Origin of the sequence: Flavobacterium sp. FlaQc-48, assembly GCF_044007335.1 — a bacterium.
GTDB lineage: Bacteria > Bacteroidota > Bacteroidia > Flavobacteriales > Flavobacteriaceae > Flavobacterium.
The window spans coordinates 114,729-129,816 of record NZ_JBIPCR010000013.1 but is presented as its reverse complement, the minus strand read 5'-3'; the positions used below and the strand labels follow the sequence as shown (position 1 = coordinate 129,816).

General features: G+C 34.9%; 10 protein-coding genes and 1 pseudogene. 4 read left to right on the top strand and 7 right to left on the bottom strand.

The annotated features are described in order from the left end of the window. Positions 1–114 precede the first annotated feature (114 nt). The 3 genes from ACHRWY_RS19180 (at position 115) to ACHRWY_RS19170 (ending at position 6,113) form a co-directional block, all read left to right on the top strand. Positions 115–3,111, top strand: coding sequence for an amidohydrolase family protein (locus tag ACHRWY_RS19180; RefSeq protein WP_395356828.1), 2,997 nt, complete (start codon positions 115–117; stop codon positions 3,109–3,111). Positions 3,112–3,150: 39 nt separating this feature from the next. Beyond that, positions 3,151–4,458 carry an amidohydrolase family protein gene (locus ACHRWY_RS19175; RefSeq protein WP_395356826.1) on the top strand — a complete coding sequence of 436 codons (1,308 nt, stop codon included), beginning with the start codon at positions 3,151–3,153 and terminating at the stop codon, positions 4,456–4,458. 338 nt (positions 4,459–4,796) lie between these two features. Next, entirely contained in the window at positions 4,797–6,113 is a 1,317-nt protein-coding gene (locus ACHRWY_RS19170) for an ammonium transporter (RefSeq protein WP_395356824.1), read from the top strand. A 197-nt stretch (positions 6,114–6,310) separates the two neighbouring features. Here ACHRWY_RS19170 and ACHRWY_RS19165 read toward each other — a convergent pair whose 3' ends face one another. From ACHRWY_RS19165 to ACHRWY_RS19155, 3 genes are all read right to left on the bottom strand, one after another. Then, positions 6,311–8,410 carry a cytochrome c biogenesis protein CcdA gene (locus tag ACHRWY_RS19165; RefSeq protein WP_395356822.1) on the bottom strand — a complete coding sequence of 700 codons (2,100 nt, stop codon included), beginning with the start codon at positions 8,408–8,410 and terminating at the stop codon, positions 6,311–6,313. Then, entirely contained in the window at positions 8,407–9,720 is a 1,314-nt protein-coding gene (gene tilS / locus ACHRWY_RS19160) for a tRNA lysidine(34) synthetase TilS (RefSeq protein ID WP_395356821.1), read from the bottom strand. Before tilS ends, ACHRWY_RS19165 begins: the two co-directional genes overlap by 4 nt. Positions 9,721–9,899: 179 nt before the next feature. Then, positions 9,900–11,186, bottom strand: coding sequence for an anthranilate synthase component I family protein (locus ACHRWY_RS19155; RefSeq protein ID WP_395356820.1), 1,287 nt, complete (start codon positions 11,184–11,186; stop codon positions 9,900–9,902). 333 nt (positions 11,187–11,519) lie between these two features. Between ACHRWY_RS19155 and ACHRWY_RS19150 the strand changes: the two genes are divergently transcribed. After that, the gene (locus tag ACHRWY_RS19150; RefSeq protein WP_395356818.1) at positions 11,520–11,894 is read left to right on the top strand and encodes a DoxX family membrane protein; all 375 of its coding nucleotides are present in this window, start codon (positions 11,520–11,522) and stop codon (positions 11,892–11,894) included. Positions 11,895–11,981: 87 nt separating this feature from the next. On the opposite strand, the gene ACHRWY_RS19145 is transcribed toward ACHRWY_RS19150, so the two are convergent. The 4 genes and pseudogenes from ACHRWY_RS19145 to ACHRWY_RS19130 form a co-directional block, all read right to left on the bottom strand. Beyond that, complete coding sequence (locus tag ACHRWY_RS19145) at positions 11,982–12,524, bottom strand: lipocalin family protein (protein WP_395356817.1); 543 nt, start codon at positions 12,522–12,524, stop codon at positions 11,982–11,984. A gap of 173 nt (positions 12,525–12,697) precedes the next feature. After that, a complete protein-coding gene (lpdA, locus tag ACHRWY_RS19140) occupies positions 12,698–14,101 on the bottom strand; it encodes a dihydrolipoyl dehydrogenase (protein WP_395356816.1) in 1,404 nt (467 codons plus the stop codon). Between the two features lie 220 nt (positions 14,102–14,321). After that, a pseudogene (locus ACHRWY_RS19135) lies at positions 14,322–14,501 on the bottom strand (type II toxin-antitoxin system RelE/ParE family toxin); the annotation flags it as partial. Between the two features lie 100 nt (positions 14,502–14,601). After that, the gene (locus tag ACHRWY_RS19130; protein WP_395356815.1) at positions 14,602–14,847 is read right to left on the bottom strand and encodes a hypothetical protein; all 246 of its coding nucleotides are present in this window, start codon (positions 14,845–14,847) and stop codon (positions 14,602–14,604) included. Positions 14,848–15,088 lie beyond the last annotated feature (241 nt).

The window sequence follows — 15,088 nt, the reverse complement described above, 5'->3', positions numbered from 1 at the left end:
TCCCCCGTCAACGGTTTAATTAAAAAATTATATAAATAACGAAAAAACATTTCAAAAAATAAAACGTACATAACATATATTTCATATTTTTAGCAACAAAATTGCAAATTAACTATGAAAAAAGCCCTACTACTATTCTTTTTGAGTGTTTTTTTAACAAAAACGTATGCTCAGGACTACTTCCCCACTAATGAAAGTGTACAAAACAAAAGCAAGAATTACACTGTTTTTACCAATGCCACCATTTATGTGACCCCAACACAAAAAATTGAAAAAGGAACTTTACTTATCCAGGACGGAAAGGTTGTTGCTGTTGGAAACAACATTGGAATTCCTAAAAACAGCATTGCAATCGACCTTGCAGGAAAAACAATTTATCCTTCGTTTATTGATATTTATACAAGTTTTGGAGTTGAAAAACCTAAAGCCAATATCACCCGCGGACGTGATCGCAACCCTCTTTACGACACAAAAAGAGTGGGCTATTACTGGAACGAAAGCGTGCGCCCTGAAATAAATACATATGAAACTTTTAAATACGACCAGCCAAAAGCCGAAGAATTACTAAAAGCAGGTTTTGGAGTTGTAGGCACTCATATTCCCGACGGAATTGCTCAGGGAACCGGAATCCTTGTTGCCTTAAATAATACCGAAAACAGCAAACAAATTATTGCCAATAAAGTAACCAATCACTTTGCTTTTTCAAGAAGTGCTTTGACGAATCAGGCTTATCCAAGCTCCTTGATGGGTATGATGGCTTTGTTGCGTCAGATGTATCTGGATTTAGACTGGTACAAAAAAGGAAATTCTGAAACTAAAGACTTATCATTAGAAGCCTTGGCAAACAATGAAAAATTAGTGCAGATTTTTGCTTCCGAAGACAAATTAAACAGTTTAAGAGCCGCCAAAATTGCTAAAGAATTTGGTTTGACTTATGTCTTAAAAGGTAGCGGAAACGAGTTTGAGCGAATCGAAGAAATCAAGAATACCAATGCAAAATATATTATTCCAATAAGTTTCCCGGAAGCTTATGATGTTTCAAACCCGTATTTGTCCAATAAAATTGAATTGGCCGATATGCGTTTCTGGAATCAGGCACCAACCAACTTAAAAGTGCTTTCAGACAACGGAATTGTTTTTGCCCTGACGACTGATAAATTAAAAAAAACCGAGGATTTTAAACCTAATTTATTGAAAGCTATTAAATACGGCTTTGATAAAACAAAAGCTTTAGAAGCTTTAACTACTATTCCGGCTGCGATTCTGGGAAAAAGCAATGAAGTTGGAAGTTTAAAAACAGGCAGTTATGCGAACTTCATCATCACTTCTGGTGAAGTCTTTGACGAGAAAACAGTTTTGTATGAAAACTGGGTTCAGGGAACGAAATATGTAGTAAATGATGTGAATGCAAAAGATATTCGCGGCAACTACGACTTAACAGTTGGAAAAGATACCTATAAATGGAAAATAGACGGAACGGCTGATGCTCCAAAATCTGAAATAACAGCTGCTGATGCTAAAAAATTAAAAACAACTTTTTCGGTTTCCAAAAACTGGATTTCACTTGTAATTAAACCTGCAGATACTATTAAATCTAATTTTACCCGTTTAACCGGATTTATAGAAAAACCCGAAAATTTATCGGGCAAGGCTGTTTTGTCAAACGGAGATGAGCTTACCTGGACTGCATTAAAGACAAGTGCTTTTGTGGCTGTAAAAGATACAGTTAAAGCAGAAAAACCAAATAGTATTATTCCAACCACTTTCCCTAACGTTGCTTTTGGTGATACAAAAAAAGGAACAGCCCAGACTTTATTGTTTAAAAATGCTACGGTTTGGACAAACGAAACCGAAGGGATCTTAACAGAAGCGGATGTTTTAATTAAAAACGGAAAAATCGCTGCTGTTGGCAAAAATCTTTCAGATGCAGCTGCCACTGTTATTGATGCAAAAGGAAAACATATCACAAGCGGAATTATAGATGAGCACTCCCATATTGCCATTTCCAGAGGTGTAAACGAAAGTGGCCACAACTCGACTGCCGAAGTGACAATTCAGGATGTTGTAAACTCTGAAGACATTAATATCTACAGAGATCTTGCCGGTGGTGTAACGATTTCTCAATTATTACACGGATCTGCAAATCCAATTGGTGGTCGTTCAGCAATCGTAAAATGGAAATGGGGTTCTGCCCCGGATGAAATGTTATACAAAAACCAGCCTAAATTCATCAAATTTGCTTTGGGAGAAAACGTAAAACAAGCCAATTGGGGAATTGATAATCCAACTCGTTTTCCGCAAACCAGAATGGGCGTTGAACAGGTTTTTACTGATTATTTTCAACGTGCCAAAGAATATGACGAAAGCTGGAAAAAATTCAACAGCAATTCTAAAAAAGGAAAAGCACCAAGAGTAGATTTAGAATTGCAGACTTTGGCAGAAATCATCAACAAAGAACGCTTTATTACCTGCCACTCTTATGTAGAATCTGAGATTTTAATGTTGATGAATGTTGCCGAGAAATTCAATTTCAGAGTCAATACTTTTACACATATCCTTGAAGGTTATAAAGTAGCCGATAAAATGAAAGAACACGGAGTTGGTGCTTCTACTTTCTCTGACTGGTGGGCTTATAAATTTGAAGTAAATGATGCAATTCCTTTTAACGGACCAATTATGCATAATGCTGGATTGGTAGTTGCTTACAATTCTGATGATGCCGAAATGTCCAGAAGATTAAATCAGGAAGCCGCAAAAGCCGTGAAGTATGGAAACATTTCTGAAGAAGATGCCTGGAAATTTGTAACCCTTAACCCTGCTAAGTTATTACATATTGATGATAAAGTAGGTTCTCTTAAAGTAGGTAAAGATGCTGATGTAGTGCTTTGGAGCGAAAATCCTTTGTCTATTTATGCCAAAGCCGAAAAAACCATTATTGACGGTGTGGTGTATTTTGACATCGAAAAAGATGCTGAAAAACAAAATGCCATTAGTAAAGAAAGAAGTTTACTGATTGGACAAATGCTACAGGAAAAAAACAAAGGAGCAAACACACAACAGCCTACGAGAAAAGAAAAAACAGAATATCACTGTGATACTTTAGAGGAATAATTAAGGCGTTAGATAATTCAAAGATTAAAAACAGATAATATGATACATAAAAACATATATATAATGTTGCTTGCCCTTTGTGCTTCGGTACAAATAAAAGCGCAGCAAATACCGGCACCAAAGCAAACCAAATCGGTTTTAATTTTAAATGCGACCGCACATTTGGGTAACGGAACCGTTATTCAAAATAGCGCGATTGGTTTTAAGGACGGAAAAATTACGCTGGTTGCAGATGCCACAACCATCAGACTTGCAGCAAATGCTTTTGACACCACAATTGATGCCAGCGGTAAACATGTTTATCCCGGATTTATTGCACCAAACACTACTTTAGGTTTAGTAGAAATTGATGCTGTAAAATCATCAGACGATGAAAAAGAAATTGGAAATTTTAATCCCAATGTAAGAAGTATTATTGCTTATAATTCTGAATCTAAAGTGGTAGAAACCGTTCGCCCAAATGGGGTTTTAATGGCTCAAATCACGCCAAGAGGAGGCAGAATTTCAGGAACATCCTCAGTCGTACAATTAGATGCCTGGAGCTGGAAAGATGCGATCTTAAAAGAAAATGACGGAATTCAGCTTAATTTTCCATCCAATTTTAAAAAATCAGGATCCTGGTTTGAACCTGGAACAATCGAAGCAAACAAGGACTATCCTAAAGAAGTAGAAGAAATTAATGCTTTTCTCGCAAACGCAAAAGCCTACAATAAAGATGCAGAGAAGGAAAGAAACATTGTGCTGGAAGCTACAAAAGGACTTTTTGACGGAACTCAAACACTATATATCCACGCAGACGAAGAAAAGCAAATTATAGATGCCATTCAGTTAGCGGTTAACAATCAAATAAACAAAATTGTTATTGTGGGTGGTTTTGAAGCTTACAAATGTGCTGATATGTTGCAAAAGTACAATGTTGGTGTTTTATTAAGACGTGTTCACGATATGCCAACAAGTGCTGATGAAGATGTAAACCTTCCCTATAAAATGGCAAAAATACTGACCGATAAAGGTATTCTGGTTGGTCTTGAAAACAGTGGAGATCACGAACGTATGAGCGTAAGAAACCTTCCGTTTTTAGCAGGAACCTGCGCTGCTTTTGGTTTAGATAAAGAAAAAGCACTCCAGCTTATCACTTCAAATACAGCAAAATTATTAGGTATTGACGCTTTATGCGGAACACTGGAAACAGGTAAAGATGCAACACTTTTTATCTCTGAAGGCGATGCGCTGGATATGAGAACAAATAAATTAACCACTGCTTTTATTCAGGGCAGAAAAATTAATTTAGAAACTTTCCAGACCAAACTGAATGACAAATTCAAAGCAAAGTACAATCAGAAGTAGTTAAATTCTTTTTATAAAAAAGGCATCATTTGAAATAATCATCTGATGCCTTTTTTATTTACAATCCGAAACGTTTTGATTAAATTGTTACTTATTTGTCTACAATTACTCTTAAAATCAGAATTATTCTTTCATTTTTTCGTTAACAAAATCCCTAAACAGGCAAAAAATCACTTTTGGGATTAGTAAATTGTAAATTTTAAGTTCTTTTTAACAAATACAAACAAATTTTAGGGGGTTAAATTTAAAAATTAACAAAAATTAAGCATTAGACTCTATTTTTTATAGGGGTGTCGATTGATTTTATACTTTTATAAAAAATTTAAAACTAAATAACTATGCGAAAAATTATTTTAAGTGTGATTCTTATCACTATTTTGGTACTAACCTTTATATCAAACTTTATCCTGTCAGACAATCCAATTCCGGCCGAAGCTGTTAAGTTTGATACAGGAGACACTGCCTGGATGATTGTAGCAACTGCATTTGTATTGCTTATGACACCAGGACTAGGATTTTTCTACGGAGGAATGGTAGGTAAGAAAAACGTTATCAGCACCATGCTGCAAAGTTTTATGGCTATGGTAATTGTTACTATCTTATGGGTTGTTGTTGCTTTTGGACTTGCTTTTGGACCTACTATTGGAGGAATCATTGGAAACCCTACTTCTAATTTATTCTTTCAGGGAGTTGGTACTAATACTGCCTGGAGCCTTGCCCCAACTATTCCCTTTATGTTATTCGCATTATTTCAGGCAAAATTTGCCATCATTACACCTGCATTAATCACGGGTGCATTTGCAGAACGTGTTCGTTTCTGGGCTTATTTGTTGTTCATGGTTTTATTTATCTTAATTATATATGCTCCTCTAGCACACATGACGTGGCATCCTGATGGGGTTTTCTTTAAAATGGGAGTATTAGACTTCGCCGGAGGAACAGTAGTACACATGAGTGCTGGTTGGGCTGCATTGGCCGGAGCGATCTTCTTAGGAAAAAGAAAAGTTCAAAAAGTAAACCCTGCCAGAATTACTTATGTATTATTAGGTACAGGTTTATTATGGTTTGGATGGTTTGGTTTCAATGCAGGTTCTGCACTAGGATCTAACGGATTAGCTGTTCAGGCTTTAGGAACTACAACAGTTGCTGCCGCCGCTGCCGCTATGGCGTGGGTTTTCCTAGACAAAATAATTGGTCACAAATTATCTGCACTAGGAGCTTGTATCGGAGCTGTAGTAGGTCTTGTTGCTATTACTCCTGCTGCCGGTTTCGTAAGTATTCCTCATGCGATTTTTATTGGTGCTTTTGCTGCAATTGTTAGTAATCTTGTAGTAAGCAAATTTCCTAAAGGAAAAATTGATGATGCCCTGGATGTTTTCGCTTGTCACGGTGTTGGTGGTATGGTAGGAATGCTTTTAACGGGTGTTTTTGCTTCTAAAGCTATAAACCCTGCTGTTGGAGATAATCAAGGTTTAATTTTTGGAACCCCAACGTTATTCATCAATCAATTAATTGCTTTAGTCATCGTTTCAATCTTTGCTTTTGTAGGTTCTTATATTTTATTCTTTGTTGTAAATAAAATTACCCCTTTAAGAGTTACTGAAGAAAAAGAAGAATTAGGTTTAGATATTTCTCAACACGGAGAATTCTTATAAGAAATAACTTCCCCCTTTTTACCCCAATAAAAAATCCCTCTAAGCTTCACCTTAGAGGGATTTTTATTTGAATTAATTTCAACCCGTAATAACTTTTAGATTTTAGATCGCTACTCCCAACTATATTCTATATTCTATATTCTTCACTCTTTCCTCTCCACTCTATTCTCTATAATCTTTTCTCTCAAAAAAAAAATTTATTTAAAGTTCCCAATTCCTTCTTTCAGCCAATGCAAATATTCATCTGCACTTACATAACTGATAGTCGGTTTCGAACTGTTTAAGTTCTTGCCTTCTAAATCTGTTATCACGTATAAAGGCTGTGTATTGGTTTTATATTTTGAGATCATAAAATCTGTCCATTTATCGCCAACAGTAATGATTTTATCTCCGGATTTAGTTACAAATTGTTCTTCTGCAGGCAATTCGCGTTTATCATCCACATAAAGGGAAATCAAAACAACATCATTTTTCAAAATAGGTAAAATAGTTGGTTCTGACCAGACATTGTTTTCCATTTTTCTGCAATTTACGCAGGCATACCCTGTAAAATCAAGCATAATTGGTTTGTTGATTGATTTTGCATACGCTAATCCATCTTCATAATCATGAAAAACCATAATACCGTGTGGCCCTAATTCTGCACCGTCCGGCAATCCTTTTATCGATTCAGTACTTACTCCTGAATTTGCCGAACCTCCTACTCCAAACGGACTTTCACTGTATTGCGGCGGAGGCGGAAAAGCACTGATTAATTTCAAAGGTGCTCCCCAAAGTCCCGGAATTAAATATACGGTAAACACCAGTGTAAGTAATCCTAAATACAATCTTCCTACTGAAATATGCTGTAACGGACTATCGTGCGGTAATGTAATTTTTCCGAATAAATATAAAGTCAGAGCTGCAAAAATAGCAATCCAGATCGCAATAAAAACTTCTCTTTCTAATAAGTGTAATTGTAAAACCAAATCGGCATTTGATAAAAATTTGAATGCTAAAGCCAATTCTAAAAACCCTAATACAACTTTTACCGTATTGAGCCATCCGCCAGACTTTGGTAATGAATTCAGCCAGCCCGGGAACATCGCAAATAACATAAATGGCAAAGCCAAAGCTAAAGAAAACCCTAACATTCCAACAATTGGAGCAATTCCTCCGTTTGAAGCAGCTTCAACCAATAAGGTCCCAACAATTGGTCCGGTACAGGAGAAGGATACAATTGCCAAAGCCAAAGCCATGAACAATATTCCTATTATTCCGCCTCTGTCTGCCTGCTGATCTACTTTATTTCCCCAGGAATTGGGTAGCATAATTTCGAAAGCTCCCAAAAATGAAGTAGCAAAAATGATTAATATAATGAAGAAGATTAAGTTAAACCAAACATCTGTAGACAATGCATTTAATGCATCTGCACCAAAAATTTTAGTTACAATTAATCCTAAAATAACATAAATAGCAATAATCGAAAGTCCGTAGAAAATAGCATTTCTAATTCCTTTTGCCCTGCTTTTACTTTGTTTAGTAAAGAAACTTACCGTCATTGGGATCATCGGAAAAACACAAGGCGTCAACAAAGCTGCGAATCCTGATATAAAAGCAATAAAAAAGATTGACCATAAACTTCTTGCCGGCGCAGGCGCAGGAACATCTTGTTTGTCAGAAGCATCAGCAACAGCAGATTTTGTAATCTCAGATGTAGCAGGTTCAATTACTGGTTTTACCGTATCAACAGCCAAACCTTCTACTTTAGTTTCGTCTTTCTTTGCCTCTGTTACACTTGCAACAGCATCCATTTTAAACGTTGACGGAATTGCAATCGAGAATTTTTTACTAGAATTAATGCACACTTCTTTACACACCTGAAAATCAAAATCAACATCAACTGTTTTTAAGTTTGGATTGATAATGGTAATTTCCTGTTCGATATGGGCTTTCCCTTCAAAAAAAGTTTCATTTACACCAAAAACATCATTAAAAGCGGTTCTGGTTTTTCCTTCTTTAGCTTTTCCAACTAACGTATAATTTCCTTTTTGATTTTTAAATGCAATTTCCAGTGCCAGTGGTCCGCCTTCTGGTGTAAACTGCGAATACATATGCCAGTCTTTTTCAATTGTTCCATCAAAAATTAAAACAGCATTGTTTCCTGATTTTTTTTCGATTTTTGAAGTCCATTTTACCGGCTCCAGAATTTGAGCATTTCCTTTTGCAAAAGCAAACAAGAAAAACAGCAAAAGCACAATGGTTTTATTCCAGACACTTTTTGACATTATTGTTTGATGGTATTGATTAAAGTTCATGATTGTAATTCTATTTTAAGTATTCGATTTGTGGTATTTTCAATTTTAAAACGTTCATCCTGTCTGATTCCAATAACCCAGACAATTTTGTTATCTGAACACAAAATCCATATTTTTTCTTTTTCAATCAGGGATAATTTTTCATCTTTAAAAAGTTTACTTACTTTTTTAGACTTTCCCTGCATCCCAAAAGGATAAAAAACATCCCCTTCATTCCATTTACGTAAAACCAAAGGAAACTGGATTTTTTCAGCGTCCACAAATATAGCCTTATTTGAATCTAATGTTATGTGACTAACGTTACAAAGCTTTAAATTTAAGGGAAAATTAACTTCTGTATCGTTTGCTGTAATCTCAAATTCTTCCTTTTCTGACATTTCAGAAATGGGGCTTAAAATCAAGGTATCTCTGTTTTTTAACAATCTGAATTCAGCCGAAAGCACTTGCTTTCCGGATTGTCCGTCTACTAAATCATAAATATCATTCCAGGCCAAAAATCCAAATTCGTTAAGCCATTGATATAAATACGATTTATAGTTAGGTAGTTTTTTAAGCTGATTTAAATCAAAATGAATATTATCGACCTCTTCTTTTGCTATTTGCTGATAAATCATAATCGAAGCATCTTCGACCATTTCCTTAGACTCCTGCAGATACGATTGTGTTTTCTGGAAAGCATTCAAAAAATGGGGATTGATCTCTTTTAGCATCGGAACCAAATCATGGCGGATCTTATTTCGAAGATATTTATGAGACGCATTACTACTGTCTTCTCTCCACTCAATCTTATTCTCCTGAGCATATTTCAGGATTTCGTCTCTGGAAAAAGGCAAAACCGGACGAATAATGCGATCGTTTTGTTCCGGAATTCCGGTTAACCCCTCTAATCCCGTACCTCTGGTTAAGTTGATTATAAAGGTTTCCAGATTGTCATCGGCATGATGTGCCGTTAAAATATAATCGAAGTTTTCTTTTTCTAAAAGTTCGTAAAACCAACTGTACCGCAATTCACGTGCTGCAACTTGTGTCGACAATTTATAGTCTTTAGCGAAAGCTTCTGTATCAAATTGAGTTATAAAAACCGGAATATTATGCTGATCACAATAGTTCTGAATAAAATTCTGATCTCCAAAACTTTCTAATCCACGAAGCTGAAAATTACAATGTAAAACAGCAATTTCATAAGGCAATTGCTGCAATAAATGCAATAAAACCATACTATCCAGTCCTCCGCTAACAGCCAGAAATAGTTTTTTATCTTCCAAAAATGGAAATCTCGAAGCGATGTGATTTTGAAATTTTGAAAGCATCTGATAAAAGTAAAAAATTAAATTCGATCTATTTTTAAATGAAATGTTAAGCGTGCATTTTTTTGTCACGAATTATGCTTTTGCACCTGGATTCAAAAAGGATTTACGCAGATTTCACGCAAATTAATTTTAATAAAAATCTATTTAAATCTGCTTAAATCACGTCTTAACAAACCTTTTTATTGCAAAACTTCGTGCATCGCCTTAGCCTTCAACAGACATTCTTCGTATTCTTTTTCAGGAACAGATTGTGATGTAATGGCACTTCCCACAGAAAATGAAACATATTGATTTTCCTGATTGTATAAAATACTTCTGATGACGACATTAAAATCAAAATCACCATCCGGAGTAAAATATCCAACCGACCCACTATATAAACCCCGTTTGGTTTCTTCCAGATTTTCAATAATTTTCATAACCGAAATCTTTGGAGCCCCTGTCATACTTCCCATTGGGAAAGTGGTTCTTAAAACATCAATTGGCGAATATTGCGGATCTAATTTTGAAGTTACCGTTGAAATCATTTGATGAACCTGCAAAAACGAATAGATTTTACAAAGCTCAGCCACTTCAACAGAACCTTTTTGTGCGGTATGTGATAAATCATTCCGAACCAGATCCGTAATCATAATATTCTCGGCGCGTTCCTTTGCATCTGATTCCAAAAATTGTTTCGATTTCTCATCTTCTACAGGATCTACAGATCGTTTTGAAGTTCCTTTTATGGGTTGCGAAATTAAAATCTCTCCTGTTTTTTTCAGATATCGTTCCGGTGATGCCGAAAGCAAATATTGTTTATGATTTTTAAAGAAAACCGAAAACGGTGCCTGCGAAATTGCATTCAGCTTTTGGAATTTCTCTAACGGATTAATGACTGCATTTTCAGCAAAAAATTCCATACAAAAATTAGCTTCATACATATCGCCTTTATGAATATGATTCAGCATTTTTGTTACTTTTTCAACATAGGAATCTCTGGAAATGCGTTGTTCAATCTTTAAAGATCCTTCACTTTCGGCTTTTGGCTTTTGATTTTCGCCTATTTCATTAAAATCATTTTCAACCTCATCATCACAAAGTAATAAATACTGAATTTCAAGCTGATTTTCCTTTAAGAGAAATATTTTTTTAGGCTGAAAGAAAAACAAATCAGGAAAATCTAAACCATCAAAATTAGACGAAGTTAATTCCTCAACATCGTTTTTTAAATCAAATGCCAGATAACCAAAAAGCCAGTCTTTTGTGGTTTGCTGATATTGTTTCAGATCGTCAAAAGCATTGTAAAAATCTGTTTTTAAAGATGTAAAAGCATCCACAGCCAAAACACAATCAAAACTGGAATATTCTTGCGGATAGGAATTGCTATCCAAAAAAACGACCTCGCGAAATTGTTGCGACCAGCTTAAAAGTTGTTGTTTAAAGTGCTCTGGATTTGAAATATGTTTATGAATTGAAACTCTCAAAAAAGTATAAATTTTAGATTTCAAAATTACGATAAAAAAAATCCTTCAATAAAATCTTTAGTCTTTTATTTTAATGGGCAGAGGTGGATTTTTCCTTTATAACAAATACAACTAAAGAAATAAGAAAAGTGTTAATAAAGTCGCAATTTCATAAGAAAAAATTCGTTATATTTGATATAGCTTTGCATTAATCCCAAAACAGGGTTAATTAGATTGTAAAATTCTCAATAGAAAAGCTTTAAAAACAAAATACCATTTTAATTGAGGATTTAGATTATACCGTTTTTCCAAAAATTAATTATACTTTTTAACCTATCTAAAATCCTAAGTATTATGAAAATTGCTACGATTATTGTCCGCGTTTTAATTGGGCTTTTGTTACTTTTTGCCTCTATCAGTTATTTTTTTCACCTGGCACCTGAACCAGAAACAACAGGAAATTTTAAGGCGTTTAATGTTGGTTTAGTGGCTTCAACTTATTTACTTCCGTTAGCAAAATCTATCGAATTGCTTTGCGGAATTGCGTTTGTAACGGGCCGTTATGTAACATTGGCCAATATTTTGATCTTACCTATTACGGTAAACATTTTGTTTATTAATTATTTCCTGGCTCCGGAAGGTCTGCCAATTGCAGTAGTATTATTTCTGGCTAACTTATTTTTGATTTACAGATATTGGAATAATTATAAAAGTGTTTTTACCAGATAATTTATTTTCAGTTTAAAATAAACAAACCCGATATTCAAAAAATACCGGGTTTGTTGCTTAATAAAAATTTCAACCTTAAAATCCCTATTAATTTACTTTATCGTGTTTTACCCAAACCAAATCTGAAACTTCATATCCAATTTCTCTGGCTTTAATAAGAAAATCTGCTTTTACACTTTCCGGAATAGTTGTTTCTCTTGAAAGTATCCACATGTATTTTAAGCTTTCTCCGGCTACAAGTGCATATTTGTAGTTATCTTCAACAGCAATTACATTATATCCTGCATAAAAAGGCCCAAAAAACGAAACTTTCAACATTCCGACATTGTCTGTTTTGACAAATTTAGCTTTACCAATACTTTCTTTCCATTTGTCTTTTTTAGCATCATAGCCTTTATTATCTACTTTTATAGTTCCGTTATCGTTTAGGGAATATTCGGCTGTGACATTGTTCAGTCCTTTTTCATATTTAAAATCCAGTCTGGCAATTTCGTACCATTTTCCTAAATATTTCGATTTATCAAAATTAGTGATGGCAGCCGCTTTTTGTGGAATTGTTGATCCACAGGAATACAGTGCCAGAGCTACTCCTGCTCCAACTAAGACCGGGGCTATATATCTATTTTTCATAATATTATCCTTTAGTTTTGTAAAGATAATATCTCATCACCAGAATTGCCTTATAGAATTCCCATTGCTTTTTACATTTTTACAGACCTGCAAACAAAATTTTTACAAACTAAAAAACCGCCATTCCCGAAGCTCGGGAGTGGCGGTTTTCAAAAAATATGATTTAACGTAAATTATACGTGTAAAGCTCTATTATCTGTAGCGGCTAATGCTGCTTCTTTTACTGCTTCAGCAAAAGTTGGGTGCGCATGGCTCATTCTCGAAATATCTTCGGCAGAAGCTTTGAATTCCATTGCTGTAACTGCTTCTGCAATTAAATCAGCTGTACGGGCTCCAATCATGTGAACTCCTAAAACCTCGTCTGTCTTAGCATCAGCGATGATTTTTACGAATCCGTCAAGATCCCCGCTTGCTCTTGCACGACCTAAAGCTTTGAAAGGAAAACTTCCCACTTTATATTCTGTTCCGGAAGCTTTTACCTGTTCTTCAGTTTGTCCCACTGCAGCCACTTCCGGCCAGGTGTACACTACACCAGGGATTAAGTTATAATCGATATGCGGTTTTTGACCTGCCAAGATTTCAGCAACCATAGTTCCTTCTTCTTCTGCTTTATGTGCCAGCATTGCTCCACGAATAACGTCACCAATAGCATAAATATTTGAAACGTTCGTTTGTAAATGGTCGTTTACTTCTACTTGCCCTCTGTCTGAAATTTTTACTCCGGCTTTGTCAGCGTTTAATCCGCCTGTGTACGGACGACGACCTACAGAAACTAATGAATAATCTCCTTCGAGCGTGATTGTCTCTCCTTTTGCATTTTCAGCCTGAACGACAACAGCATCACCGTTTCTTTCTACTGATTTTACTTTGTGGGAAACGTAGAATTTCATTCCTTGTTTTTTCAACACCTTAGTCAATTCTTTAGACAATGAACTATCCATTCCGGGAATAATTCTGTCCATGAATTCTACTACAGAAACCTGAGCTCCTAAACGAAGGTAAACTTGTCCAAGTTCGATCCCGATAACACCACCACCAATAATTACCAGGTGTTTTGGAACTTCTTTTAAAGCCAAAGCTTCTGTTGAAGTGATGATTCTTTCTTTATCGATTTTGATGAAAGGCAAAGAAGATGGTTTTGAACCTGTAGCGATTACAGCATATTTAGTTTCGATAGTTTCTGATGTTCCGTCCGCTTTTGCTACTGCAATGTGTGTAGCGTCTACAAAAGAACCTAAACCGTTGAAAACAGTAATTTTATTTTTATCCATTAAGTAGTTGATTCCACCTACGGTTTGATCTACAACGGCTTGTTTGCGCGCGATCATTTTCTCTAAATTGATTTTTACATCTCCCGAAACTTCGATTCCGTGGTCTGCAAAGTGAGCAATTTCAGCATAATGATGAGAAGAAGATAATAATGCTTTTGAAGGAATACAACCTACGTTAAGGCAAGTTCCGCCTAATGAATTATATTTTTCTACAATGGCAGTTTTGAAACCTAATTGTGCGCAACGAATTGCTGATACATATCCGCCAGGACCTGAACCTATAATGACTACGTCAAATGAACTCATAGTTTGTCTATTTTATTTTTAGCGATACAAAATTAAGGAATAAAGTTTTGTTTAAAGTTTAATTTTCAATGTTTTTTGTGTGAAATTTTGGAAGGTAGTTTTACTGCGAAGAACCTTAAAGGTTTTACGCAAAGACTTACAAAGTTTTGTTTTTTTGATTTTGAAAATGCAAAAAAATGTTTTACGCAGATTTTACAGATAAGGCAGATTTTTTTCTAACTTAAGGTTTTATTTGAGGATTTCTCGACATGTGAAAAACAGAGTAAACAATTACTTCATTTTCATTAATTTCATAAATAATTACGAATGGAAATTTTACCAAAGTTAATTCACGATAACCTGGCTCTTTTTTTATTTCAAATAATTCCGGATTTGTTTTTAAAACTTTTAAATAAGACTTTAAATAAGATAGAAATTATTTCCCTAAACCTTTACTCCTGCTTTCATAGAACTCAATAGATTGATCAATTTCATTTTCGGCCAAGGGTAAAATTTTAATTTTAAAAACCATACTTCGCATTCAAACGTCGTTCTACTTCCTCCCACGAATCTGCTTCTTTTTCATTAGAAAGATATTTTGCTCTTTCTTCAGCAACTAAATCATAATGGGAATCGGAAACAATTGACTTTTTTTCGTCATGATTTATGGCATCAAAAACGCTTTCTAAAATTTCCAATTTAGAATCGTCTTCAATAAATTTTCCAAAATCTTTTATCAATTTACGTCGTAGTTCTTTTGTTTCCATTTCATTTGTATTTAATTCAAATTTAAGCCTTTTTGTTTTTGAATGTGTTAAGATTGCTTTCTTTTTTGCTCGTGAAGTCGCAAAGTTTATACACAAACTTGCCATCCTGAGCAACGAAGGATCACATCAATAACTTAACAAGGATGGCAATTTTGTTTACGGAATTTCATGTGTAATCCTTCGTTCCTCCGGATGACAGGAAAAACTTTGCGAATTTGCGGGATTATTCTAAAAACTTAAC

What these genes read in the sequence shown, in the direction of transcription:
- ACHRWY_RS19180 (WP_395356828.1), top strand. Translation starts at nt 115, where the DNA reads ATGAAAAAAGCCCTACTACTATTCTTTTTGAGTGTTTTTTTAACAAAA.
- tilS (WP_395356821.1), bottom strand. Translation starts at nt 9,720, where the DNA reads ATGCTTTCAAAATTTCAAAATCACATCGCTTCGAGATTTCCATTTTTG.
- ACHRWY_RS19170 (WP_395356824.1), top strand. Translation starts at nt 4,797, where the DNA reads ATGCGAAAAATTATTTTAAGTGTGATTCTTATCACTATTTTGGTACTA.
- ACHRWY_RS19165 (WP_395356822.1), bottom strand. Translation starts at nt 8,410, where the DNA reads ATGAACTTTAATCAATACCATCAAACAATAATGTCAAAAAGTGTCTGG.
- lpdA (WP_395356816.1), bottom strand. Translation starts at nt 14,101, where the DNA reads ATGAGTTCATTTGACGTAGTCATTATAGGTTCAGGTCCTGGCGGATAT.
- ACHRWY_RS19145 (WP_395356817.1), bottom strand. Translation starts at nt 12,524, where the DNA reads ATGAAAAATAGATATATAGCCCCGGTCTTAGTTGGAGCAGGAGTAGCT.
- ACHRWY_RS19130 (WP_395356815.1), bottom strand. Translation starts at nt 14,847, where the DNA reads ATGGAAACAAAAGAACTACGACGTAAATTGATAAAAGATTTTGGAAAA.
- ACHRWY_RS19150 (WP_395356818.1), top strand. Translation starts at nt 11,520, where the DNA reads ATGAAAATTGCTACGATTATTGTCCGCGTTTTAATTGGGCTTTTGTTA.
- ACHRWY_RS19175 (WP_395356826.1), top strand. Translation starts at nt 3,151, where the DNA reads ATGATACATAAAAACATATATATAATGTTGCTTGCCCTTTGTGCTTCG.